Below are 25,618 nucleotides of genomic sequence, written 5' to 3' on the forward strand. Positions count from 1 at the left end.
GTTGCTCTTCGCAGAGTATCCATACATCACTCGAACACCTCAATCACCCATGATGCCCTGCGAAGACGCGTATATAATAACAAAGTCAGCAGGCCAGAAAAAAAACACTCATCAAAAAAAATAATACTATTTTGAAAAAAGCGCTTTTTCTTCTTGCTATACTCTGGCTGTTTTTGACTAATCAGGCTTTTGCGAAAATGGCCAGCATCGACGTCAACTATGGCGATGGATGGCAAACGATTACTTATACTGGTACGACAGAGAATGGCAACGCAGGCGCCACCAGAAATCATATTTCAAAAGTCGATGAAACATTCGTCGATTTCTCACATGGCAGTAACGGCAATATCATGCTCACGCCTGTCAGTAATGAACAGCAGAACAACATCTGTGAGGCTACTGATAATGTAAAGAGCAACGTCGCCTTGAGCGCGGATCTTTCCGAGTCATCGAACATAGTCCTGATCGGAGTGGGGATCGCTCTTGGCATTCTGGTGAAATGGCGAAAATCATTGAATACATCAAGAGCATAAGAGCTTTTTTTCAAAGTCAGAAGAGAGAGAAAGCATCTGAATAAAACATCATTTTTTAGTTTAATCTGCGCCACAGCATAAAACCAGCCATACGAAGGTCAAGCCAACGACATATTATCATCGCGTACCCGTGTTTGATGATCAGTCACGATCGAGCACCAATGCCTGAGGCGCAACGCAAATGCCTTTGCATTGATGAGACTGGCAAAAATCCCCCTTTGTTCAGACGCGAATGTTTTGGTGCGCCTTGTAGCCTTATGAGTCATTTTTATGGAGATATGTAAAAACAACGAATGCTATCGCTCTGACTTTTTTGAGCTGTTTGAAAAATAGCTTCTGTATAAACAAAAAAACTCACTCTTGCAGATATCTCCGTTACCCCTAAATACAGCGTCATGACACAGCCGCATCAGCGCCAAAAATATTCTGAAAAAGCCTCTTTATTCAAACTCATTCTGGAAAACGCCGGCGACGTATTGTGGATCTATGATTTCCGGGAAAACAGATATACCTACGCTTCGCCATCAGTGCACCTCCTGAGAGGATTTAATCCGGATGAAGTCGAACAACAAACTCTTTATGAAGCTCTCTCGCCAGAATCTGCGGCAAAAGCAGAGGCATTGGTGAAACAACGCATCAAAGACATTGAGTCTGGTGATTTGTCAGCCAGGTTCGGAGTAGATGAGTTCGAGCAGTTCAGAAAAGATGGATCGACAGTCATGACAGAAGTCATGACAACCTTTATTATCGACGATACTGATGAAGTCACCGGCATTGTCGGCATTGCTCGCGACATTAGCAAGAGGCTTGAAAAGGAACATAGCCGAAAAGAGCTGGAAAAAAAGTTATACGAAACGCAAAAATATGAGTCGATCAATCGTGTTGTTTGCGGCGTCGCTCATGAAATAAATAACACACTGATGCCGGTATCGGGGTATGCCGAACTTCTTGAAGAACTCTTTCAGGACAATAATGAATCACTCGAATACTGCCGCGAGATTTGTCAATCAGCAAACAAAGCGGCCCGGCTGATCGATAAACTGATCGATTACACAGGTTCTCAATACCTTAATTTACAATATGTTGACCTCAATCAAGCGATAGTCGATATCGAGCAGTTGTTACGAAGCAGCATAAAAGAAAATATCATTATCAAAAGAATACATGACGGCTCTTATCCCTGTGTAAAAATAGACCTTGACAAGCTCAGACAAATTGTATTCGGCCTTGCTTTCAACGCACAGGATGCAATGCGTGATGGTGGCGCTTTGATTATAGATATCAAAACTGTAATGCTTGACAAAAAGCTGGAGATTCACCAAAAAATACACGAAGGCTCTTACGCTCAACTGATTATAAGCGATACCGGCACAGGCATTGACCCCACAATCATGCCAAAAATATTTGAGCCTTTTTTTACCACAAAAAATTTTGGAATGGCATCAGGACTTGGCCTTTCTGCCATATTCGGTATTGTAAAACAACACAATGGAAATATTGAAGTAAAAAGCACCGTTAGCAAAGGAACATCGGTAAGCATCGTCTTGCCTCTCCATGAAAATCATCAAATGACCTCGCCAGCTAAAGATGAAAACAAACATTTTCATAAAAATGAAAATAAAACCATTATGCTGGTCGAAGATGATGAAGATGTCCGAAATCTGCTTCATGAAATGCTCTCCTTGCAGGAGCATACGCTTCTGCTCGCCTCGAATCCAATGCAGGCTTTCGAAATAGCCAAACAGCATGATGGTTTTATCGACCTTTTGATAACCGATATTATCATGCCGGGAATGAATGGCAAACAGCTTGCTGATAAACTGAAAAATCAGCATCCAGCCATGAGTTTTATCTTTATGTCCGGTTATAACAATGAGATTGTGAAATTGCCGCTTAAATCTCACTTTATCCAAAAGCCTTTTTCTTTTATGGACTTTATTCATGTTGTGCAGCAATCGCTTGAACATTGATTATTTCATAACGGAATCATGAGATTCCGCTAACCGAAAAAACATCTTCTCATTGCGCATCGATGAACATGCGTCACCGTGCTTTATCAGTGTTCAAATATTACAATCCTTACACTTATCCGCGCTGCAACAGAATCTCTCCGTGTTCAACGCTCCTGGCAGCCCCGTTTACTGCTCGTGGTGATGCGGAGCGAGGATGATGGCGATCAGGGCGAATACGCTGAAAACGAAACCGGCGCCGAACCAGGCGAACACCGGAGCGCCGCGATACCCCTTCTTCATCGAAATCATCGCGCACGCGATTGAACACACAATACTGACAACAAGCACGAACAGCCAGCTCGCCGGATCCATCAAAGCCATGGGAAAAACAGATTTGGGGTTGATAAAAGATTGCGCAAATCTATGGAAAAACCGGGAAATTGACCACCACGCAACCTCGAAAAGTTCTCGCCTTGCCTGCGGGATTGAAGCAGCGCACGAAGAGTGGCTTCGATTTGCGCTGTTTTGGTGCGCCAAGCATCCGGAACTCTGTGACGGATAGTGTATCGGCAACTATAGATTCTGCATAAAATCACAGCAAATCTGTATATTTGTACCTGTGCGAAACATCGAGGTTCGCCAGCTCTCTCTACCCAAGGACTCCTCCGAAAAGAGTCATGAGCGGTTCCAATAAGTTTTTTGAGGCGCTCCCAACAAATACATTACGCCATTCCGTGTCGATCGCTCCGACAAGACGCCTTCGACTGGAACCAAACCGCGCGTTCCAATGAGTGACAAAAAAAAGCAACGCTCCAGCGATGAACTCAATCCGGCTTCTGGCCCGGCTTGCTCGCTCTTCGAGACCTTTCCCGATCCGGTTTACGTCATCGACCCTGAAGGTTTCGTGCTCGACGCGAATATCACGTTCGCGGAACGGTTCGGCAAAACACTCCGGGAGTGCATCGGCGCAAGCATCTACGAGCTGATCGACGCCTGTGGCATCTACCCGGCTGGCAGCGGCGCGCGGCACAAATGCCAGGTGCAGGAGACGCTGAGCGCAGGCGCGCCCCTCACCTTCGAGGACAAACTGAATGGAGCGATTTTGCTGCACGACCTCTATCCGGTCAATGCGGAAAACGGCTCCATCACGAAGCTGTTTGTCATTTCACGCCAGATCGCCGAAGAAAAATGCGAGAAACTGACCTGCGGGGAAATTCTGGCCCGCACCAACGCCGCGCTTGAAAATGTCTCGGCGGCGATATGGAATCTGAATCTGCAAAGCGGAAACGTCGTTCGCAGTCCGGGGCACGACAAGCTTTTCGGTTATGATTCGGACATACCCGACTGGACGAATGATCACTTTATTTCACAGATCATCGACGAGGATCGCCCCCGGTGCATCGAAGTGATGAGGCAGGCGCGCAACTCCTCCTCACCAAATCCGTGGCAGCTCGAATTCCGCATTCGCAGGCCGAACGGCTCCATTCGCTGGCTCTCCACCATCTGGAGAACCTGCCTCGACGAGCAAGGCGCGCCGGCCTCATGGAGCGGCATCACACAGGATATCACGGAAAAAAAAGAGGCCGAGCAGCGCTACCGGCAGATCGTGCAACAATGGGATTTCACGCTCGAAAGCTGCCGCCTTGGCGTATGGGATCATGATTTCCAGAACGGAATTTCCCGCCACTCACTTGAACACAGCCGCATTTTCGGTTACGACGCGCCTTTGCCGGAATGGAATTACGAGCACTTCCTCGCGCATGTCCTGCCGGAGGATCGAGCCTATATCGAACGGAATTACCATGACATACTGACCAGCCTGAACCACTGGAACTCGGAGTATCGCATTCGCGGAAACGATGGCCAGACCCGCTGGCTGTGGGAAACCGGAGCCGTCGTTCGGGATGAACAGGGCAAGGTTGCTCGGCTCATGGGGGTGATCAGGGATATTACCGAACGGAAAGAGCGAGAATCCGGGCTGAAAAAGTACAAGGCCGAAGTGGAGTTCGCCCTTGAAAACAGCCATATCGGAGTATGGTCTCTCGATCTGAAGAACAGGTCTGTCACGCTGTCCATCGAACAGGCGCGAATTCTTGGCTACGACTCGATCCCTCAAGACTGGAGCTACGAAAAGTTTGTCGACAGACATCTCCTTCCGGAATATCACGCCAGAATCGAGGGCCTGTTGAGCGAAGCATTCGAGCAGCGTACGCCGCTGGAGCTGGAGTGCCGTATCCGCCGCGCTGACGGCGAGATTCGCTGGATCTTGATGCTCGGCGCCCGGCAGCTCGACGCCGATGGCGACATCGACCGGATGCTCGGCATCACCACCGACATCACCGAGCGAAAGCTTGCCGAGATCGAACTCGAAAAGAACCGGCAGCAATTGAAACAGGCTCTTGCCGCTACCCGCGCCGGAGTCTGGTCATGGGATATGAAATCAAACACGATTTTCTGCTCCGAAGAGTTCTGGGCCATAACCGGCCATCACGCCAACGGCAACACGGGTTCGTTCGCATTCTTTGTCGATCTGATACATCCCGAAGACCGCGAAAGGGTCATCGAAACGGCAACGGAGGCAAGCCGCGCGGGAAAGGAGATCGTGGATATGGAACACCGCGTCTGCCGCGCCGACGGTTCGTATCTCTGGCTTTCGACGCGCGGCATTCCGCAACGCGACGAATCCGGGGAGATCGTCCGCTACATCGGCACCTCGATCGACATCAGCGACCGCAAGCGCGAGGAGGAGACGCGGGAACGACTTCAGGAGCAGCTCCGGCAATCGCAGAAAATGGAGCTGCTCGGACGCCTGGCGGGAGGAGTCGCCCACGACTTCAACAACATTCTGACGATCATTCTCGGCAACACCGAACTGCTGAAGTCAAGTCCCGGAACAAATCCGGAATTTGTCGAGAAGCTCACGGTCATCGAACGCGCGGCGAAGCGTTCGACCCGCATCGTGCAGCAGTTACTCGGCTTTGCCCGGCAGCAAAAAATGGAGCCAAGCGCTTTTTGCGCCGACAGCGAGCTCGAAAAGCTCGTGCCCATGCTGCGGCAACTGCTGCGGAAAAACATCCGGCTCGAACAGCGGCTCGAATCTTTTCCGGCGAAGGTGTTCATCGACCCCGGCCAACTGTTTCAGATCGTCACCAACCTGGTTGTCAACGCCCGCGACGCCATTGCCGATGAGGGCGTCATCACGCTTTCGAGCCGCACGGTTCGGCTTGGCGCGTCCGCGACTGGCGACAAACCCGGCTTGCCTGCCGGAGCGTACGTTGTGCTCTCGATCAGCGACACGGGCACAGGCATCGACGCCGCGCACCTGCCGCACATCTTCGAGCCGTTTTACACCACCAAGGAGCACGGCAAGGGAACCGGCCTGGGGCTGGCGACCGTCTATGGCATCGTGAAGCAGAACGGCGGCGGCATCGAGTGCCAGAGCGAACCCGGCAAGGGCGCGACATTCGACATTTTGCTGCCGTTGCACAAAACGGAGCCGCAGGCGGATGAACAACGCGACAACACCGAACCAGTCCGAAAGGCCGCGCAGCGCATTCTCGTGGTCGAAGACAAGCCTCAACTGCTCAACCTGGTCACGGAGATTCTCGAAGAGGAGGGGTTCTGCGTCGTGACGGCGAGCAACGCGGAACAGGCGCTCCAGCTCACTCCGGCGGAGCTGACCGGCATCGACCTCTTGCTGACCGACGTCATGCTGCCCGGCCTCAGCGGCATCGACCTCGGCCACGCCATGCGGAAAAGCTATCCCGGATTGCCGTTTATCTTCATGTCCGGTTACGCAGCCGTCATCTCCACAACGCCGGAGCAGATTCCGGAGCATACAAGCCTGCTGCAAAAGCCATTCACCATCGCCGAACTGAGCAAGCTCGTCAAGCAAATGCTCGCGAAGAAATGAGTGGAAAGGCGGAAAGATTATGGTTCGATGCCGACAATAACCAGCGGAACCGCCGGAACGCCGCGCCCCTGGCGGACGACATTGTAAATCTCGCCTTCGTAATACGGCACCCCCGAACTCATCTGCGCCTGAAGCGACTTCATCGGCAGTATTTCGATGCCAACGTCGATGCGATCACCGACATAAAAGGCGAGTGGTTTGGCAAAAATTTCGCATTCCATCAGTCCATATTTTCCGAACTGAAACTCAACTGAAACACGCTCTTTGATGAAATCCGTCTGATTGTAACTGATTGTTATTGGCGTTTCTGCGTCCGGCACCGTTGACAGATTCTTCGCTTCGGACGATATTGGAAGCGACGGGGAGACAAGATTCTCGCTTCTTGAAACACAATAACTCCGTCTGCTTTCCTGCCACGATTTTTCACGTAGCAACCGGATAAACATCGCATTCATGTCAACCGGACTGAACAAAAGCGCTCCTGCCGCGCTCTTTTCCTGAGCGACTTTCACACAACACTGCGTTGCATCTACTGCAGCAATCACAGATTGAATCTCGCGCCACAATTCCGGCTTGCGAACGAGGAGATATTCAAGCCCGTTCAGATGGGAGTAAGTTTCAGAAATTTTCATGGTATTGTTCGTTATTGTCAAGGTATAAAGCACCAACATTAAGCAGACTCATTTAGTTAGAACTATTTTTCCGCAGAGCGTTCTCAAGTTTTTTTCTGACTCTCGACAGGATCATAAACCGAATTGAAAAACGGACGCACATAGAAATAGCGTTCTACTCTTAGTATATGATCGCTCTGGCATTAAAACAAAAGCTAACAACTTTTCGATTTTTTATAATTTAAAATGGCACTTCATGAAAAACAACATTACTTACGCCATAAAATAACTCAATATATGCCTTCAACATCTTTTCTTGGTTATCAGAAATTAAGCCGACCAATTCAACTTGAGCTTTATCTTCTGATATTGATACCTCAATAATTTTGACGTCAATATCATTATTTTTGGCAAATAATTGCAAGTACGACAAACCTTCATCACCCTTATTACTATCAAGCATTATTTTTTTCCCATAATCAAACAATGATTTTTTCTCAAAATCATCCAGCCTACGCAACATCGATCCTAATTGAAGATTAATCAAATCAAGCTTATTATCTGACCCCGGCTCTCCTTCATATGCTGCCGCCTCAGCTCTTAGCCCAAAATACTTCCATAGCGTATTTTTGCCATCACTTCTTTCATAAGAAGCTTTAATGTGCTCACTAAGTACAGTAATTTCTTTTGCCAAATCCCAAGGTTCGAGAGCACTTAAATATTCATGGAAATTAATTATACCTGTATCGAATGGAATGTGTTTCGTCAAATCATCTTTAACCACACAGACCGGCTTGTTTAACGAAGTTCTAATACCAAACTCAAAAAACACATTTGGATTTAAAGCTGACATGTCGCACAAAACAAGATCAGTTGTCTCAAGTTGTTTTATTATTTCAGCATGAATCAAATCAGAGCCTCTTGCCAATGGCGGTATTGCGTTAAATCCAGCCTTTTCGACAGACGGAATCAGCAAGCAATCCAGTACATGCCTAAAATGTTCGGAGCCATCCCGATAGCGATCCTTAACAATCTCAGGAACTGTCACCGGCATTATAATAAAGCAAGATTTTGAATTTGCCATCGCTTATAACGTTATTGTTAATGAGGCAACCTGAGCAATCATGGTAATACGTACTCAATATAATTCACAGGAAAGAAATAAAACAACAAATGCTCTCTTTAAACCACTCTCACCCCCACGCCTTTGTCACAAACGAAAACGCACTCTCGCCCTGGCTGTGCCAGGCGGCTTCCTTTGGCAGCATGGTGAGCGTCCAGGTCTGGAGGTTTTCAGGGGTTTTTGATTGAAATGCTATCGGCATCAGGATGGCAATGCAGCAATGGGGTTCGGGGTCGCGGACGGATTGCCAGATGACGGCGGCGAGCGGCGCTTCGCGCGCAACACGAGCGAAAGCCTGCGTGGCGGAATAGTCGCCCGGATGCATCCAGAACTTCGCGTCGCGGTCGAATGGCGGGCGTCTCAAGTCCACCATCTCTCCGGCTACCTGAACCGAAAACGCGCTGTATGGCGTGGGCGGTAACCGCTCGAAGCCTGCGTCACGCATGAATCGCAAGCGCCAGTAGCTCATTTCAGCGGCGGCGGTTGCCATTCTTTCAGCGCCGTACCACACGCCCGGATCGGCATCCCCGCGAAAGCGCGAGCCTCCCGGCAGTGGCGAATATCGAAACGGCGTGAAAAGCAGATAGTGCAACCCCTCGGCATCGGCAGGCATCGGCGGTTTGCGCTCTTCGACGACTTCTTCGAGCAGCGCCTGTTCGGAGAGCGAATCAACGAGCTTCATCGTCGAAACGACATGCTGGGCCTCGACGACGCGCCACGCTTCACGGCGCTCGAAACGCGCCTCAGACGATACCTCTGCTGGCGTCCAGATAGGATACGACACGAACCAGCCCCTCCGCGGTTTCGACAAGTTCCAGCGGTTTCCGTCCGGCGAATGCGCGGTTCCCGCTTTGCATCCATCGCGCTGCCAGCTCGTTGTCGCCACCGGCAATCGAATCGAGCGAACGGAAGAGCCGCACCAGCAACACGCCGAACTCCCACTCTTTTTTCCCTTCGGAAAGCTGGTACGCGCCACCGCCAAGACGGGTGATGGTCGCCGGGCTGACGCCCAGAATCTTCGCCAGCCTGGAATTGGAGATTCCCAGAATCTCCGCCGCATTGAGAACCGCTTTAGACAAAACGGCTGACCGGCTTTGCTGCTGTGTGACTGCCGAGAACGACATCGTGCTGAAACATTCTGTTGATTGACAATTTCTTTCTACAGAAAATTTAGACATTATTTTTTTCTATTACAAAAGACTTTCCTCCCGTTTTACAAGCATTAACCAAAATCCCCGCCGTCGTATATTCCCCCCACGCAAACATTCGTGAAACCATACAAATCGCACAATCATGACGACATCGAATAACGGAAAGGTTCTTCTCATTACCGGCGCTTCGACCGGCATCGGGCGGGCGACGGCGGTACTGGCCGTGGCGGGTGGCTGGCGGGTGGTGGCGGCGGCGCGGTCGGCACAAAAGCTGGCGGCGCTTGTCGATGAACTCGGCGCTGAGCAGGCGATGGCCGTGCCGTGCGACGTGGCGGAGTGGAGCCAGCAGGAAGCGATGGTTCGTCAAGCCGTCGAGCGCTTCGGCAGGCTCGACGCGGTGTTCGCCAATGCGGGATTCTCGAAAGGCTCGTCGTTCATCGAGGGCGAGCACCAGCCGCAGGAGTGGCGCGACATGGTGATGACCAACCTCTTCGGCGCGGCAGCGACGGCGCGGCTCACGCTGCCGGAGCTGGTCAAAACCAAAGGGCACTTTCTCATAACCGGCTCGGTGCTGGGCCGCGTCACCTCGATGCGCAACCTCTACGCCGCCACCAAATGGGGCGTCACCGGCATGGCGCAGGCGATCCGCAACGAAGTGGCTGCAATGGGCGTACGGGTCACGCTGGTCGAGCCGGGCATCGTCGATACGCCGTTCTGGGAGGGTTTGCAAAAACCGGCGGCCCCGGAGCTGCGTTCGGAGGATGTCGCCCGCGCCGTGATGTTCGCCATCGGGCAGCCGCCGCATGTGGATGTGAGTGAAATCATCATACGCCCGACGGGACAGGCGCACTGAGTCGGTACGGCCAGAAATGAAAAAGCCGGGAGGGGGGAAACTCCCGGCTTTTTCTACTCGCCGCTCCTTTGCAGGAAACGGCTTATCCTCTGTTGAAACGCTTGCCGCCAACATTGTCTTTCATCTGAAGCAGGCGGTCCATCTGCCGCGCGTCGAGCACGGTAGCAAGCTTACGCAGGTGGCGGCTTTCGAGCTGCGCCATGCGCACACTCTGCTGGCCAATTCTCTGGGTCAGATTGGCAATCTTGCGCTGGTCGGGAAATTTCTTCACCGATTCGAGCGCGAGATCGCGCTTCAGGTTTCTCATCGTTTGCCTGACCGGACGGCTCTCCTGGTAAAAGCCGCGCCTCAGCTCCATCATTTTCGCTTCCTGACTGTCGCTCAGGTCAAGCGCCTGTTTCATCCTGTTCTGCCTCATCTCCTGCTGCCGCGCGAACCGGGCCTCCGGACCCTTGCCATAACCACGGGCATCGACCGGCCCGGAGATACCTGGCCGCGCACATGGCGCTGGCTGATCGTTGCTGGCAGCGAAAACCGTGCCAGTGCTTCCCAAAAGCCCCGCAATGAGGGCCGTCATAACAAACTTCTTTTTCATCGTGTTTCTTTCATTTGCATTTCAAATCCGAGGCGCCTTGAATTCATCGGTTGGGATCCTTTTACACCCCATGGGACGACGCCTCCTGCCGGAATCCTGCGCTCGTCCCGATTTTTTTTTCGAGCCGTAAAAGCGACGGTGAAGCGTTGGCGAAAAATGGAGCGTATGGCAAAAAAAACGCCGGAAGCGAAGTCCGGCGTGAAGAGGAGAAGCGCAGGAAGCGATCGAACGCCCGCGGGTTCAGATCATCTGGCGATGATATTCAAGCGACCAGCGATTTCTGGTCGAGTCGATCAGGGTGATTTTGATGCCGTAGCCCTCCCTGACAAAACTGATGATGTCCCGGTTTGCCCGGTAGGAGGCGAAGTTCTCCTCGTTGCTGAACCGGTCGAAATAGTAGTGATAGACCTCGTCACGGCTACCCTGCGTTTCAAAGGTAACCATGACGACATGATCCACGTTGGCGACGTTCACCAGGTTTTTTTCACGATAGAGATCGATCCATGGCGGCATGTCCCTGAACGATGAGGGAAGAGTGTTTTCGGAAGAAGGGACAATCGCCCCGGTCAGGTCGGAACGGTGCGACTGGGCTTTCTGCTCTGGCTGCCCCGTGCAGCCATTCAGGCTACAGCACACCACTACCGCAGCAACCACGACTGCTCCTGTTCTGTTCACGACCGGTTTCCTTGCGCCCCTGAGGGTACGACTTGTTGTTCTGTTCAATGGTATCGTCAATGTGGTTTCCTTCTGCGTGGCGGCAACATACATATTTTTTTCAACAAACAAAGAGGGGCGGCAATCCGTTTTCAAGAAATATACCGGCAGCAGATGCGGGAGCGCTCTTTTTTGCCGGTCATTGATTATTTTGCTCTCCTGCCAGGCTGGACTCGCAATCGTCACTTCAACCACCCGCCCGCCAATGCCGATCCAGAGCAAATACATCGCCAAAAATTGCGCGCATCGTCCAGCGAGAACTGCCTCACTCGAAGCTGATCGTCTTCGGGAAGTGCGGCCACTCCCCCATGCTCGAATATCCGGAGCGCATTTCCGAGGCCATCACGGAGTTCGTTTTTCAGGAACCACCATTGGTGTAACTACTTATGCTCATCACATTTGAAGGAATCGACGGGGCTGGAAAATCGACCCAGGTCACGAAGCTCAAGCGCCACCTCCAGGAGCGGGGCCGCGAGGTGCTGGCCCTGCGCGAGCCGGGCGGAACGCCGGTGGCCGAAGAGATTCGCGAGCTGCTGCTTGAAAGCCGCAACGACATCACGCCTGTCGGCGAGCTGCTGCTCTTCGCGGCGAGCCGCGCGGAGCTGGTACAGCATGTCATCCGGCCCGCGCTCGAAAGCGGCGCTGACGTGATTCTCGACCGCTTCTTCGATTCGACCACCGCCTATCAGGGTTACGGGCGCGGCCTCGACCTCGCGATGCTGGCCGAAATCAACCGGATCGCCTCGTGCGGCCTGGTGCCGGATATGACGTTCTACCTCGACCTCACGCCCGAAGACGCGCTCATGAGAAAGTTCTCCGAAAAATCGCTACCACTGGCGTTCGAGTCCGGAGAACTCGACCGGATGGAAAACTCGGGACTTGCATTCTACCAGCGGGTGCGGGAGGGCTACCACAGGCTCGGCGGTGAAAATCCGGAGCGTATCGTCATGATCGACGCGCTCCTGAGTCCGGAGGAAATCCACCGCAAGATCGTCGCGAGCATCGAAAATTTTGCTGTCAGCGGGCAGACTGCCGGAACCTGAAAAAAGTTTTTCGTGTTGTTTGATAACCAATCGGTATAAAAATTGTCAGTTACTGGGCAGCCTGTGCTTTTTTTTGTAAATTTACGTTCTAGTTTATCACCACATCTCCTTCAGTCGGCTTCTCATGCATACCACTATTGTCAATGAAAGAAGTCTCCGCACCTGCAACTTTCCCATCACCTTGCAGGACATCAGAACCCTCAAGGAACTTTACCGGCTCAAGGCCGAAACGCGAGACCTGAGAGAGCCGATCGTCCGGAACATCATGAAGCAGCGGGTCGTCGGCAAAGGGTGCCTCGAATCCCTGAAAAACGCCCTCTACTCGCTCGAAACCATCTATATCGACGACTACACCGGCCAGCGCCTGTTGCGCCTCGACGGCATGAAGCAGATCGAGGTTGACCTCACCTACGAAATCCGCGAACTTCAGAAGGACATTTACTACCTCGAATACGGCGAAGACCGCTTCATCGAGTACCTGGCGAAGTTCATTCCCGGCTTCAGCGATTACGTCACCGAAGGGGTCGAGATGCTGCGGAGCAAATCGTTCAGCGCCTTCATCACCGACCGCGACGGAACCACCAACAACTACTGCGGGCGCTACCGCTCCTCGATCCAGCCGATCTACAACTCGGTATTCCTGTCGCGCTTCGCCAAAAACTGCTGCCGCTATCCGCTGATCATCACCTCCGCGCCGCTCAAGGATTTCGGGATTCTGAACGTCTCGATCAACCCGGAGCACATCTTCGTGTATGCCGGTTCGAAGGGACGCGAGTTCATCGACATCGACGGCGATTTCCACAGTTTCCCCATCGATCAGGGCAAGCAGGAGATGATCCGGCTGCTCAACGAGCGGATGCAGTTGCTCCTGCTCGATCCGTCGTTCGAGAAGTTCAACTTCATCGGCTCGGCCTTGCAGATCAAGTTCGGCCAGACCACCATCGCCCGCCAAGACATCACCCGTTCGGTCAACGAAGCCGAATCGGCGGCGTTCCTCGAAAAAATCAAGGGCATCGTGCGCGACATCGATCCGGAGGGCAAGAACTTCAGAATCGAGGATACCGGCCTGGACATCGAGATCATCCTGACCATCGACGTCGATCCCAAAACGGGCCTGATCCGCGATTTCGACAAGGGCGACGGCCTCGAGTTCATCTGCCACAAGATGGACATCGATCACGCCGGCGAGCCGGTGCTGGTCTGCGGCGACACCTCCTCCGATCTTCCGATGCTGAAAAAAGCGATGGAGATGTACGACGATGTCTGGGCAATCTTCGTCACCAGGGATGAAACGCTGATGCGGCGCGTTCGGGATATCTGCCCGAAAAGCTACATGGTGCCCTACCCCGACATTCTCCTGACTATTCTTGGTTTGCTCTCGCTCTGAACGGCACTTTCACCGATAATCCTCTAACTGATTTCATGGAATGAGTATGAATTTCAAAGGCGTCATTTTCGATCTCGACGGAGTCATCACCGGCACGGCAAAAATCCACAGTCTTGCCTGGGAGGCGATGTTCAACTTCTTTTTGCAGAACTACGCCGAGGTCAACAATGAGCCGTATGTCCCTTTCGATCCGGCTCACGACTATCTGAAATACGTTGACGGCAAGCCCCGGATGGAGGGAGTCAAGAGTTTCCTCGCGTCGAGGGACATTGAAATTCCTTACGGCGAACTCGACGACATTCCCGAAAAGGAGACCGTCTGCGGTCTCGGCAACCGCAAGAACAGCCTCTTCACGGAAATCCTGATCAAGGAAGGCCCCGAGGTGTTCCAGAGTTCGGTGGACTTTATCAAGGAACTCATAGCGCGCGGCATCCGCATCGGCATCGCCTCGTCGAGCCGCAACTGCCAGCTCATCCTCCGGCTCGCCAAGCTCGAAGAGCTGTTCGAGACGCGGGTGGACGGCGAGGTCTCCATCGAGCTGAAGCTGAAAGGCAAGCCGAACCCCGACATTTTCATCACCGCGGCGGCAAACCTCGGCCTCGAGCCGCACGATTGCGTCGTGGTGGAGGACGCCATTTCGGGTGTGCAGGCGGGCGCGAAGGGCAACTTCGGCCTGGTGCTCGGCATCGCGCGCGAGATCGAAGGCATTAAACTCAAGGAGCAGGGCGCGGACATCGTGGTGCGCGACCTCGGCGAAATCACCATCGAAGAGATCGAAAAGTGGTTCAGCGAAGGGCTGGAGCACGAGGGGTGGAATCTCCGCTACGACTCGTGGTCGCCAAGGGACGAACGGCTCAGGGAGTCGCTGGTCACGACGGGCAACGGCTACATGGGTGTGCGCGGCGCGTTCGAGAGCGGCATGACCTCGACCCACCACTACCCCGGCACCTACATTGCGGGCGTCTTCAACAAGCTCTCCTCGGAGGTGCACGGCCAGACGGTCTGGAACAACGACATGGTCAACGCGCCCAACTGGCTGCCCATCGAGTTCCGCATCGGCAACGGCGAGTTCATCAATCCGCTGGAGCAGAAAATTCTCAGCTACCACCAGAATCTCGACATGCGCCACGCCGTGATGGAGCGGGAGATGGTGGTGCAGGACACGCTTGGCGGCATAACCCGGATCAGGAGCACCCGCTTTTGCAGCATGGACAACCCGCACATCGCGGCGATCCGCTACACCATCCAGCCAGTCAACTACTCGGCGGAGATCGAAATCCGCTCGACCATCGACGGCCGGGTGCAGAACCGCAACGTCCTGCGCTACAACACACTCTCGACCGACCATCTCGAACATGTCGAACACGGACGCGCTGGCGAGGATGGCCCCATTTTCCTGCACGTGCGCACCAGCCACTCGAAAAACGACATCGTCACCCACGCAAAAACGGTGCTCCGTTGCGGCTACCACGGTAAAACCGTTTGCGAAGGCAGCATCACCAGCAGCCCGCGCTGGATCAGCGAGCATTTCAAACTCGAAGTGACGACGGACAAGGTGTGCATGGTTGACAAGGTGGTTTCGATCCACACCTCGCGCGACGCCGGTCATCGCGATCCGGTGACGGCAGGCCGCGAGACGCTCGCCTCGGCGGGAAGCTTCGACGAGCTGCTCGAAAAGCACCGCGCGGCGTGGGAGAAAATCTGGCAAAAAGCCGACATGAAGATCGAGGGCGACCGCTTCACCCAGAAGGTGCTCCGCCTGCACATCTACCACCTCGTTTCGACCATCTCGCCGCACAACGTCAACATCGACGCCAGCATCGCCGCGCGCGGTCTGAGCGGTGAAGGCTACCGGGGCCACTACTTCTGGGACGAAATCTACATCATGCCGTTCTTCATCCAGCACCTGCCGGAGATGGCCAGGGCATTGCTGATGTACCGCTACCACCGGCTCGAAGCGGCTCGCGAGTACGCGCGCGACAACGGCTATCACGGCGCGATGTACCCCTGGCAGACCGCCGACGACGGACGCGAGGAGACGCCGACCATCCACTACAATCCAAAGAGCGACGCCTGGGATCCCGACCTGAGCTGCCGCCAGCGCCATGTCTCGATCGCCGTCTTCTACAACGCCTGGCGCTACGTGCACGACACCGGCGACACGAAGTTCCTGAACAATTACGGCGCCGAGATGATGTTCGAAATCGCCCGCTTCTGGGCAAGCATCGCCACCTTCTCGCCCGAGACCGGACGCTACCACATCGAGGGCGTGATGGGGCCGGACGAGTTCCACGAGGAGCTGCCCGGCACCGGCAAGCACGGTGTGAGGGACAACACCTACACCAACATCATGACCGCCTGGCTGCTCGACAAGGCGCTCGAAACCGCCCGGAAGCTCGATCCGTCGGTAATGGACGGCCTCATGGAGAAGATCGGCATCGGCCATGACGAGTTCATGCAGTGGCGCGACATTTCGGACAAGATGAACGTGCTCATCGACGAGAACGGCATCCTCGAACAGTTCGACGGCTACATGGGTCTCAAGGAGCTCGACTGGGAGCACTACAAACTCAAATACGGCAACATCCACCGGATGGACCGGATCCTGAAGGCTGAAAACGACTCGCCGGATCACTACAAGGTGGCCAAGCAGGCCGACGTCTTGATGACCTTCTACACGCTCACCCCGGCAGAGGTTTGCGCGATTCTCGAAAAGCTCGGCTACCAAGTGCCAGACGCGCTCCGGTTCGTGCGCGAAAACTACGCTTTCTACGAACCGAGAACCAGCCACGGCTCGACCCTCAGCAAGGTGGTGCATTCGATCATATCGAGCTATCTGCTCAACGGCCAGGAAACCGCGTGGAGCTGGTTCGCCGAAGCGCTCAAGAGCGACATTCACGACACGCAGGGCGGCACCACGCCGGAAGGCATACACTGCGGCGTGATGGCCGGCACCATCGACACCGTCACCCGCTACTTCTCGGGCATCTCGTTCCAGAACGAAATGCTGAACATCAAACCCAACTTCCCGCCGCACTGGAAGAAAATCGAGACGAACCTCAGCTTCCAGGGCAACTGGTACCGGATCGCGCTCACGCCCGAAAGCGCCTCGGTCACGCTCTTCGAGTCGGAGAAAGCCGAGCTCCCGGCCATCATCGGCGGCCACTCCGTCACCCTCAGAAAAGGCGAGGAGGTTACGCTGAGGCTTGAATGAACGTCAAAAACCGGGAGGGCACGAAAACCCTCCCGGTTTTGTTATTTCAACCTGAAACGCTATATACTCAAGTTTATACTTACGGGCACTTCACCCTTTGACCCATAACTACATATGCGGCTCTCGAACTTCCGATACACCCTTCCCAAAACAAGAATCGCCGATCATCCCGAATCGCCCCGCGACGCCTGCAAGCTTATGGTGTTGAGCCGTCGCAAGAAAGAGATAGAGCACAAGGTATTCACCGACATCGTCTCCTATTTCAAGAAAGGTGACCTCCTTGTCGTCAACAACAGCCGCGTTTTCCCTGCCAAGATTTTCGGACAGAAAGAAAAAACCGACGCCAAGATCGAGGTGTTTCTGCTCCGTGAGCTGAACAAGGAGGCCGGCCTCTGGGACGTGCTGGTCGATCCAGCCCGCAAGGTGCGCGTCGGGAACAAGATTTACTTCGAGGATGACGTGGTAGCGGAAGTAGTGGACAACACCACATCGAGAGGCCGCACTATCCGCTTCCTCAATCCCGACATCGACGTGTTCCAGATGGTCGAAAAGATCGGTCACGTGCCGCTGCCGCCTTACTTCACCCGCAAGCCGAAGGAGGCCGACCGCACCGACTACCAGACCGTCTATGCCAACCAGACCGGCGCGGTGGTCGCCCCGATGGCCGGCTTGCACTTCACCATGCCACTGTTGCAGCAGCTCCAGAAGATCGGCGTCAAGATTCTGCCCGTCACCCTGCACCCGAGCCTGAGCACCTTCAACGCCATCGAGGTCGAGGATGTCTCGAAGCACAAGATGGACTCCGAGTACTTCAACATCCCCTACCAGACGGCCATGGAGGTCAACGAGACCAAGATGAACAAGTCGGGCCGGGTGTTCGTCGTCGGCACCACCACCTGCCGCGCGCTGGAGGCCAACGCCACGGTCGAGGGCAAGATCAAGTTCGGCCAAGGGTGGACCGACAAGTTCATCTATCCGCCCTACACCTTCAAAGTCACCGACGCGCTCATCACCAACTTCCAGCAGCCCGAAACGACCTTGATGATGGTGGTCAGCGCCTTCGCCGATCACCGCCTGCTCATGGAGTCGTACAAGACCGCGCTCAAGAACAACTACCGGTTCCTGGCCTACGGGGACGCCATGCTTATCGTCTGAAGCCCATGAAAACAGCAGTCATTATCGCGGCAAGCGGCGTCGGTAAACGCATGAAGCTCGACGGCGGCCAGAGCAAGCAGATGCTCGAAATCGGCAGCCAGCCGGTCATCTGGCACACCATGAAGGCCTGCCAGGAGGCCTCGACTGTCGAGTCGGTCTATATCGCCACGCTGCCCGACAGCATCCCGGTGTTCGACGAGATCGCCCGAACAAACGGCTTCACGAAGATCAAGGCAGTCATCCATGGCGGCAAGGAGCGGCAGGACTCGATCGGCAACTGCATGAAGCTGATCGAAGAGGCGATCGAAAAAACAGGCGTCATGCCCGACGCGATCCTTGTGCACGACGGCGCACGCCCCTTCATCCAGCCGGAGGAGATCGACGAAATCGCCAGACTCTCGGCGCTGCACGGCGCATGTGTGCCCGCCACGAAGCCGAAGGACACCATCAAGTACGTCGGCTGCAATCCGGAGATTTTCGGCGAAACGCTCGACCGCAGCCGCCTGCTCCAGGTGCAGACGCCGCAGGGATTCGCGCCCGGAAAGCTCATCGAAGCCCACCGCCTCGCCGCCGAAGAGGAGTGGTACGCCACCGACGACGCCGCCCTCGTGGAGCGCTATTTCCCGCAGCAAGCAATCCGCATCTACGAAACCGGCTATCACAACATCAAGATCACCACGCCCGAAGATGTCTTCATCGGCGAAGCGATCCTGGCCGGGCTGAAAGCCAAAAAATCGGGAAATTAATCGTCTCCGACCCTTGCATTTGGAAAGGCAACGCCGTATATTAGTGGCCCTTATGGTGAGGTAGCTCAGTTGGTTAGAGCACAGGATTCATAACCCTGAGGTCGAGGGTTCAACTCCCTCCCTCACCACCAGAACAGCACCCGCTTGACCAACCGGCAAGCGGGATGCTTCGAACAAGCGGGTGTAACTCAGTTGGTAGAGTGTTTGCTTCCCAAGCAAAATGTCGCGAGTTCGAATCTCGTCACCCGCTCTCCGGCAAGCCCGGAAAATCTCCGATTCGCCTCTCCTCTCCAGCCCAACCATTGCTTCCCATGACACAGGATTCGATCTTCACCGTTCCGGTCACGCCCGAAGAGATCAATGAAACGCAGATCGTCGAAGGCCAGATGGCCCGCCACCTCGGCATCGAAGTCACCGCCGTCGGCCCGGATTTTATGACCGCGCGGATGCCCGTCGATCAACGCACCATCCAGCGCATCGGCATTTTGCACGGCGGCGCGTCGCTCGCGCTCGCGGAGACTGTGGGCAGCATCGCGGCCTCGTACTGCGTGAATCGCGAAAAACAGTTCATCGTCGGCCAGGAGATCAACGCCAACCACCTCCGCGCCGTGCACGAGGGCGAAGGCGTCGCTGTGCATGCCACCGCCACGCCGCTGCACCTCGGACGCACCTCGCAGGTCTGGGACATCAGGATTCGCGACGACCAGGGCCGCCTGGTCTGCGTCAGCCGCTTCACCGCCGCCGTCCTCGAAAAGCGCGGCTAAACCGTCGATTTCAAGGGCACGAAAACGCTCACACAGCCCCGGCTTTCCATATTCAGCGGGGTTTCAACCCTGCGGACATTCATCCCTTTTTACATTCTTGTTGCCCCGGCTTTCAAGCCGGGGAGAGAGGAGAAAAAAGAGCCGATCGACATCATAACCCCCTCCTGTTTTTCAGGGCTTAACGGGGTTTTCAGGGAATTTTTCATACCTTGTGATTTCATTTTGTAGTCATTTCCATTTATCCTCGACAGGCATGCTGGCAGACGATCTTCAGACCGCCGAATCCGCTTCCCTCACCAACGGCGCAGCTCCAACTCTCGAAAAACTCGCCGCCGAACAGAAGAGCAGAAAGAAATGGCTGCTCGTCCAGCCCAGGAGCCAGACCAGCATGATGGTAGATTCCGGCACGGTGAGCATGCCGCTGAACCTGATCATGGTCGCCACCATCGCCAGCAAGTTCTTTGACGTGACCTTCCTCGACGAACGCACCGGCGACACGATTCCGCAGAACTTCTCGGGCTACGACGTGGTGGCCATCACCTCGCGTACGCTCAACGCCCGGAACGCCTACAGCATCGCTGACCGCGCCAAGGCGCAGGGCAAGATTGTGCTGCTCGGTGGCGTACACCCGACCATGCTGCGCGACGAAGCCACATCGCATTGCACCAGCGTGATTTACGGCGAAATCGAGTCGATCTGGGAAGAGCTTGCCACCGACATTTTCCGGGGCAAGATGAAAAGCGTCTATAAAGCCAGCGAGCTGAAGCCGATGACCGCCATGACGCCGCCCGACTTCAGCTTTGCCCTCAATTCGCCGCACGCGAAAAAATACAGCCAGCTCATCCCGATTCTGGCCACCAAAGGCTGCCCTGTCGGATGCAGCTTCTGCACCACGCCCACCGTTTACGGCAAGAGCTTCCGCTACCGCGAAATGGATCTGGTGCTCGACGAAATGCGCGCGCATCAGGATCGGCTCGGCAAAAAGCTCGTGCGCTTCTCCTTCATGGACGACAACATCAGCTTTCGCCCGCAATACTTCACCGACCTGCTCGAAGGGATGTCGAAGCTCGGCATTCGCTGGAACGCCAACATCTCGATGAACTTCCTGCACAAGCCGGAGGTGGCCGAAATCGCCGGACGTTCGGGCTGCGACCTCATGAGCATCGGCTTCGAGTCGCTCAACCCCGACATTCTCAAGAGCATGAACAAAGGCTCCAATCGTCTGCAAAACTACGGCAACGTCGTCAGCAACCTGCACAAGAACAAAATCGCCATTCAGGGCTACTTCATGTTCGGCTTCGACGACGACAACGAAAAGAGCTTCCAGGCGACCTACGACTTCATCATGGAGAACCGCATCGAGTTCCCCGTCTTCTCGCTGGTAACTCCTTTCCCCGGAACGCCTTACTTCGAGGAGATGAAAGATCGGGTGCGCCACCTCGACTGGGACAAGTACGACACCTACCACTACATGTTCGAGCCAAAGAAGATTTCGGGCGAAAAGCTGCTCGAAAACTTCATCAAGCTCCAGCGCGAGGTCTATAAAGGCAGCGCCATCATGAAGCGAATGCAGGGCAAGCCGCTCAACTGGGTCTGGTTCGTCAACTTCCTCATGAACCGCTTCACCCGCAAACTCACGCCGGAAATTTACCTCTGAGGCGCTGAAGAGAGCGGCGGCTGCCGAATCAGAAAAAGAAAATCCCACAGGACTACTGGTCTTGTGGGATTTTCTTTTTCTGTCCCCTGCTATTTTTGATCCGTTTGCGGGAGAGCATCCACGAAATCAGAAACACCTGCCCGCTTGAAAAATCAATCAACGAATGAGAACAACGAAAAACCGGTTATCGGAAACACACCCGGCGTGGCCGTTCGTCATTGATTATTTCAAATGTCAACGAGGGCCTCTTTCACCATGATCGCCCCTGCGGTCATCCCGACGATCCCAGCGATCATCACGGCGGTCTCTGCGATCATCCCGGCCATCCCTGCGATCATCCCGGCGATCCCAACGATCGTCTCGGCGGTCATCCCGACGATCCATACGGTGATCAATGCGGTCGTCACGACGATCTCTGAAGCGATTCGGATGCACCCGCCGGTAATGGACATCCCGGTACCTTCTTATGTCATTCCACTGGTGCCGTCTGATTCTGTAGGGAAGCCGATGACGGTCAACGATCACCCAACGCCCATGACGATAATGGCTTGAACGATACCAGTAGCCGTTGTAGTACAGATAATAGAACCCGCCGTAGTTGATAATGTCGTACGACCCTCCATACGAGATGGAGTAGCCAAGATCGGGCACATAAAAAAAGTCTGGATTATAACCGACCACAAAGCCGGGGCCGCCGACATTGACGTGCATGTCAACGTCGGCAAGAGCTTGGCCAGAGGGGCTGAAAAACAGCAATCCGGATGCCAGGGTTGCCAGCAAGAGATGTTTTTTCATAATAGCTCCAGTTGCAGCTTTTTTATGTACAAACAAAAAAGCAGGGTGTTGGAAAAAGGAGTGCAGGATAGAGACTTACATACCGGAAGTGCTTATGGCGAATGGCAATAAAATACCTAAAACCCTGATTTCTGATTTTAGTTCCTCTATACGTTTTTTTGTCTGACTTTCGAGAGAAGAGAAGAGTGCGCCGTGAAGCTCTGTGAAAGCCGCAGCGCTTCGCAGATTTGTCGCAATCGCAATTTCACACCATGAACAGGAATCGCAAGACCTACAGGTCTGCCTTTTTGGATAACTGACAAGCCCCGGCAGTGAAGCCCTTGATCGCGTTCAATCGAATCGGGAAGTTGCATCAGCTTGCTGGTTTACCCGTCAATTCCAATCAAACAAAAAACTCCCGCAAAACCTTGCGTCTTGCGGGAGTTTTCATTTCAAACCAACTGTGCCGATCAGCCTGCCGTCACTTCTCCTCTTCAGGCAGTTCGACGCGGATGTGCAGCTCTTCGAGCTGCTGGGCGGTGACTTCCGACGGGGCGGCCATCATGAGGTCCTGGGCGGACTGGTTCATCGGGAAGGCGATGACTTCGCGGATGTTCTGCTCGTCGCGCAGGATCATGACGAGGCGGTCGAGGCCGGGCGCGATGCCTCCGTGCGGTGGTGCGCCGTGCTTGAAGGCTTCAATCATGTGGCCGAAGCGGGCGTCAACCTCCTCCTTCGGGTAGCCCGCGATCTCGAAGGCTTTGTACATGATGTCGGGGCGGTGGTTCCTGATCGCGCCGCTCGAAAGCTCGATGCCGTTGCAGACGATGTCGTACTGGTAGGCGAGAATGTCGAGCGGGAATTTCGATTCGAGCACCTCCATCTCGCCCTGCGGCATGGAGAATGGATTGTGCGAGAAGTCGATCTTTTTGGCCTCCTCGTTGTACTCGTACATCGGGAAATCGACGATCCAGCAGAACGACAGCTCGTCCCGGTCGAGCGTGAACACGTCGGCGAAGTAATTCCTCATGCCGCCCATGATCTTGCAGGTCTTCTCCCACTTGCCCGCACCGAAAAATACTACGTCACCAGTCTCGATACCGAGCCGCTCCTTGAGGGCCGTCATCTCCTCCTCCTTGAGGAACTTCACCACCGGCCCTTTCGGCCCCTCTTCGCGGAACTGGATGTAGGCCAGACCCGCCGAACCCAGCTCGCGGGCGCGTTTTTCAGCCTTGTCGTAGAAGAGGCGCGACTCGCCGCCCATGCCTTTCAGCACCATCGCCTTGACGCACGAACCTTCCGCCGTGTTCGAGGCGAACACCTTGAAGCCGGAGTTGACGAACAGTTCGGTCACGTCCTGAATCTCCAGCGGAATGCGCAGGTCGGGCTTGTCCGAACCGTAGCGGTTCATGACGTCGCGGTAGCTGATGCGCGGGAACGGGAACTGCGCGATGCGCTTGTGCGACATGGTCTCGACCAGGTGCTTGAACATCCCTTCGAGAATGACGAACAGGTCGTCCTGCTCGACGAAGGACATTTCGAGATCGATCTGGTAGAACTCGCCGGGGCTGCGGTCGGCGCGAGCGTCCTCGTCGCGGAAGCATGGCGCGATCTGGAAGTAGCGCGGGAAACCGGCCACCATCAGGAGCTGCTTGAACTGCTGCGGCGCCTGCGGCAGCGCGTAGAACTTGCCGGGGTGCATGCGGCTCGGCACGAGGAAGTCGCGCGCGCCTTCGGGCGAGCTGGAGGTAAGGATCGGCGTCTGGATTTCGATGAAGTCCAGATCGGTCAGATATTTGCGCACGGCGGCGGTGAGCTTGCTGCGGAAGATGATGTTCTCGTGCAGCTTTTCGCGGCGCAGGTCGAGGAAGCGGTACTTCAGGCGCAGCTCTTCGGCGGTCGGCATGTCGTCGGCCACCGGGAAGGGCAGCGGATGGGCGTTGCTTTCGATCTGGATGGAGCTGACGACCACCTCGATCGCGCCCGACGCGAGCCTCGGATTGACCGTTTCGTCGGAGCGGAGCACCACCGAGCCTTCGGCGGAGATCACCGATTCGGAGTGCAGCCCTTCGGCAGCCTTGAACTGGCTCTCGTTTTCAGGCAGCACCACGAGCTGGCAGATGCCGGTGTGGTCGCGCAGATCGATGAAGATGAGGCCGCCGTGGTCGCGGATGCGATGCACCCAGCCGCCGAGCCGCACCGACTCGCCCTCCGACTTGCGGCTCAACTGGCCGCAATAGTGCGTTCTGAATCTGTTCTGCAAACCCGTGGCCGTTGTTGGCTCCTTGCTCATAAATCTATTGATAATCAAACGTTATAAAAATTGTGGCATTGCTGCCAGACGTCAATCCCAAAACCGGGACGCGCAAAACCATTGAAAAAGATGACCCTGAATATCGGGAATTTCCGCCGAATTCTGAAATCCCGGATCGGAGCGGGGAGAAAAAGTAACAGGTGGGGGATTTGCGGGGAAAGGATTGGTAACAAGATGTGAGTGAACGAGTATAAAGCAGGGTTAGAAAGTCTCATTTATCATCTATGAGCTTTCGAACCTCCTCCATCACCGCAAGCCCTGGTATCGGCTGAACCTCACCACGCAGCACCTCATCGCGACGTTTTTTTGCCTCATCCAACCAGATTTTACTGACCGATTCCTGATCGAGACTTTCAACCAACCGCTCAGCCAAAAGCGCTCTCGCTTCCCCGGATAAAGCCATCGCCTGCGTTGTCGATTTATCAATTGATTTAGACATAACAACTTATTTGCTGGTATTTTTGCCGTATGATATGTTATGCAGATTATTTAGTTTCTCTAACCAAGCTTAATATTCGACTCAATTGTAACCAGCCCATTCTCATAGTCTACAAATGAAACCTTGCAGTTTCTCATTCCTCTAATACTTACCCCATCCTCTATGACTTCCATTAGTGCAACTTGCTCATTATCTTTGATAAGACTTACTTGCTGCAAGTCATCAAGCTTAAGCGAAACACAATAATTAGCATTGTTTTCCATATGACCTTTACAAACAAATCGCTTTGATTGCGTATAGATTTTCACAAAAGTGCCACCTCTGGATGATAAGCGTTCGGACAGTATTTTCTCACCTTTTATCGGTTCCGCTACTGAAGAGTATACTTCTTTATATGAGTTAATAACAGAATAGTAGTTCAGGTAAAATATATTTTCAAGATCACCATAAGAATAAATAAGATTTTCACGACAATTTATCAACTCGCAAGAAACATATGCCACATTTGGACTTAATAGCATGAAATAGAATGCAAATTCTATGCTTTCATTATCAATATCCAATAAGCACCTTTTAGGTATTATTGTTGATGCATCAACAATAGGGCATCTCTAAAAAGTCAGTACTGACATAAGGTATTGAAATCTATCGATTTAACTGAAATATCCATATCTTGACGC

Annotated in this window: 23 protein-coding genes, 2 tRNA genes and 1 pseudogene; 15 read left to right on the plus strand and 11 right to left on the minus strand. The window is 54.2% G+C overall.

The genetic code is table 11. The features are described 5' to 3' along the window. Positions 1-131 precede the first annotated feature (131 nt). The gene (locus FGF66_RS01305; RefSeq protein WP_139455885.1) at positions 132-533 is read left to right on the plus strand and encodes a hypothetical protein; all 402 of its coding nucleotides are present in this window, start codon (positions 132-134) and stop codon (positions 531-533) included. A 395-nt stretch (positions 534-928) separates the two neighbouring features. Beyond that, positions 929-2,503: a hybrid sensor histidine kinase/response regulator gene (locus tag FGF66_RS01310; RefSeq protein WP_139455886.1), complete on the plus strand. Its 1,575-nt coding sequence runs from the start codon at positions 929-931 to the stop codon at positions 2,501-2,503. 168 nt (positions 2,504-2,671) lie between these two features. Here the strand turns inward: FGF66_RS01310 and FGF66_RS01315 are convergent, their stop codons facing one another. Continuing rightward, positions 2,672-2,866 carry a hypothetical protein gene (locus FGF66_RS01315; protein WP_170181139.1) on the minus strand — a complete coding sequence of 65 codons (195 nt, stop codon included), beginning with the start codon at positions 2,864-2,866 and terminating at the stop codon, positions 2,672-2,674. A gap of 406 nt (positions 2,867-3,272) precedes the next feature. Between FGF66_RS01315 and FGF66_RS01320 the strand changes: the two genes are divergently transcribed. Next, complete coding sequence (locus FGF66_RS01320) at positions 3,273-6,398, plus strand: PAS domain-containing protein (RefSeq protein WP_139455887.1); 3,126 nt, start codon at positions 3,273-3,275, stop codon at positions 6,396-6,398. Positions 6,399-6,415: 17 nt separating this feature from the next. Here the strand turns inward: FGF66_RS01320 and FGF66_RS01325 are convergent, their stop codons facing one another. From FGF66_RS01325 to FGF66_RS01340, 4 genes are all read right to left on the minus strand, one after another. After that, positions 6,416-7,030, minus strand: coding sequence for a BglII/BstYI family type II restriction endonuclease (locus FGF66_RS01325; RefSeq protein ID WP_139455888.1), 615 nt, complete (start codon positions 7,028-7,030; stop codon positions 6,416-6,418). A gap of 220 nt (positions 7,031-7,250) precedes the next feature. Continuing rightward, entirely contained in the window at positions 7,251-8,093 is an 843-nt protein-coding gene (locus FGF66_RS01330) for a hypothetical protein (protein ID WP_139455889.1), read from the minus strand. 109 nt (positions 8,094-8,202) lie between these two features. Beyond that, complete coding sequence (locus FGF66_RS01335; RefSeq protein WP_139455890.1) at positions 8,203-8,916, minus strand: RES family NAD+ phosphorylase; 714 nt, start codon at positions 8,914-8,916, stop codon at positions 8,203-8,205. Continuing rightward, complete coding sequence (locus FGF66_RS01340; protein ID WP_342779623.1) at positions 8,876-9,310, minus strand: antitoxin Xre/MbcA/ParS toxin-binding domain-containing protein; 435 nt, start codon at positions 9,308-9,310, stop codon at positions 8,876-8,878. Before FGF66_RS01340 ends, FGF66_RS01335 begins: the two co-directional genes overlap by 41 nt. Before the next feature lie 115 nt (positions 9,311-9,425). Between FGF66_RS01340 and FGF66_RS01345 the strand changes: the two genes are divergently transcribed. Continuing rightward, positions 9,426-10,136: an SDR family oxidoreductase gene (locus tag FGF66_RS01345; protein ID WP_139455892.1), complete on the plus strand. Its 711-nt coding sequence runs from the start codon at positions 9,426-9,428 to the stop codon at positions 10,134-10,136. Positions 10,137-10,218: 82 nt separating this feature from the next. On the opposite strand, the gene FGF66_RS01350 is transcribed toward FGF66_RS01345, so the two are convergent. Together FGF66_RS01350 and FGF66_RS01355 are read right to left on the minus strand one after the other, a co-directional pair. After that, positions 10,219-10,713, minus strand: a complete 495-nt coding sequence (locus FGF66_RS01350; protein WP_170181140.1) for a Spy/CpxP family protein refolding chaperone — start codon at positions 10,711-10,713, stop codon at positions 10,219-10,221. A 258-nt stretch (positions 10,714-10,971) separates the two neighbouring features. Next, positions 10,972-11,406 carry a hypothetical protein gene (locus FGF66_RS01355; protein WP_170181141.1) on the minus strand — a complete coding sequence of 145 codons (435 nt, stop codon included), beginning with the start codon at positions 11,404-11,406 and terminating at the stop codon, positions 10,972-10,974. A gap of 425 nt (positions 11,407-11,831) precedes the next feature. Between FGF66_RS01355 and tmk the strand changes: the two genes are divergently transcribed. The 10 genes from tmk (at position 11,832) to FGF66_RS12505 (ending at position 21,963) form a co-directional block, all read left to right on the plus strand. Beyond that, positions 11,832-12,488, plus strand: coding sequence for a dTMP kinase (gene tmk, locus FGF66_RS01365; RefSeq protein ID WP_139455894.1), 657 nt, complete (start codon positions 11,832-11,834; stop codon positions 12,486-12,488). Between the two features lie 124 nt (positions 12,489-12,612). Next, complete coding sequence (locus FGF66_RS01370) at positions 12,613-13,875, plus strand: trehalose 6-phosphate synthase (protein WP_139455895.1); 1,263 nt, start codon at positions 12,613-12,615, stop codon at positions 13,873-13,875. A 40-nt stretch (positions 13,876-13,915) separates the two neighbouring features. Continuing rightward, entirely contained in the window at positions 13,916-17,089 is a 3,174-nt protein-coding gene (locus FGF66_RS01375; RefSeq protein ID WP_139455896.1) for a beta-phosphoglucomutase family hydrolase, read from the plus strand. A gap of 114 nt (positions 17,090-17,203) precedes the next feature. Next, on the plus strand, positions 17,204-18,244 hold the full coding sequence (queA, locus tag FGF66_RS01380) for a tRNA preQ1(34) S-adenosylmethionine ribosyltransferase-isomerase QueA (protein ID WP_139455897.1): 1,041 nt from the start codon (positions 17,204-17,206) through the stop codon (positions 18,242-18,244). Positions 18,245-18,249: 5 nt separating this feature from the next. Next, positions 18,250-18,990 carry an IspD/TarI family cytidylyltransferase gene (locus FGF66_RS01385; protein WP_139455898.1) on the plus strand — a complete coding sequence of 247 codons (741 nt, stop codon included), beginning with the start codon at positions 18,250-18,252 and terminating at the stop codon, positions 18,988-18,990. Positions 18,991-19,044: 54 nt separating this feature from the next. After that, positions 19,045-19,121 (plus strand) — tRNA-Met (locus tag FGF66_RS01390). 46 nt (positions 19,122-19,167) lie between these two features. After that, positions 19,168-19,240 (plus strand) — tRNA-Gly (locus FGF66_RS01395). Positions 19,241-19,301: 61 nt separating this feature from the next. Beyond that, complete coding sequence (locus tag FGF66_RS01400; RefSeq protein WP_139455899.1) at positions 19,302-19,754, plus strand: hotdog fold thioesterase; 453 nt, start codon at positions 19,302-19,304, stop codon at positions 19,752-19,754. Between the two features lie 253 nt (positions 19,755-20,007). Beyond that, complete coding sequence (locus tag FGF66_RS01405; protein ID WP_139455900.1) at positions 20,008-21,411, plus strand: B12-binding domain-containing radical SAM protein; 1,404 nt, start codon at positions 20,008-20,010, stop codon at positions 21,409-21,411. 255 nt (positions 21,412-21,666) lie between these two features. After that, complete coding sequence (locus tag FGF66_RS12505; RefSeq protein ID WP_170181142.1) at positions 21,667-21,963, plus strand: hypothetical protein; 297 nt, start codon at positions 21,667-21,669, stop codon at positions 21,961-21,963. On the opposite strand, the pseudogene FGF66_RS13065 reads toward FGF66_RS12505, so the two are convergent. Then, a pseudogene (locus tag FGF66_RS13065) lies at positions 21,964-22,206 on the minus strand (hypothetical protein); the annotation flags it as partial. Between FGF66_RS13065 and FGF66_RS12510 the strand changes: the two are divergent. Then, positions 22,121-22,372 (plus strand): hypothetical protein, encoded by a 252-nt coding sequence (locus tag FGF66_RS12510; protein WP_170181143.1) that lies wholly within the window; start codon positions 22,121-22,123, stop codon positions 22,370-22,372. The pseudogene FGF66_RS13065 and the gene FGF66_RS12510 sit on opposite strands and share 86 nt — an antisense overlap. Before the next feature lie 294 nt (positions 22,373-22,666). On the opposite strand, the gene aspS is transcribed toward FGF66_RS12510, so the two are convergent. From aspS to FGF66_RS01425, 3 genes are all read right to left on the minus strand, one after another. Further along, positions 22,667-24,478 (minus strand): aspartate--tRNA ligase, encoded by a 1,812-nt coding sequence (aspS, locus tag FGF66_RS01415; RefSeq protein WP_139455902.1) that lies wholly within the window; start codon positions 24,476-24,478, stop codon positions 22,667-22,669. Between the two features lie 232 nt (positions 24,479-24,710). After that, positions 24,711-24,938 carry an addiction module protein gene (locus tag FGF66_RS01420; protein ID WP_139455903.1) on the minus strand — a complete coding sequence of 76 codons (228 nt, stop codon included), beginning with the start codon at positions 24,936-24,938 and terminating at the stop codon, positions 24,711-24,713. 59 nt (positions 24,939-24,997) lie between these two features. After that, positions 24,998-25,501: a hypothetical protein gene (locus FGF66_RS01425; protein ID WP_139455904.1), complete on the minus strand. Its 504-nt coding sequence runs from the start codon at positions 25,499-25,501 to the stop codon at positions 24,998-25,000. Between the last annotated feature and the right edge of the window lie 117 nt (positions 25,502-25,618).

Source organism: Chlorobaculum thiosulfatiphilum, from assembly GCF_006265165.1.
Taxonomy (GTDB): Bacteria; Bacteroidota; Chlorobiia; order Chlorobiales; family Chlorobiaceae; genus Chlorobaculum; species Chlorobaculum thiosulfatiphilum.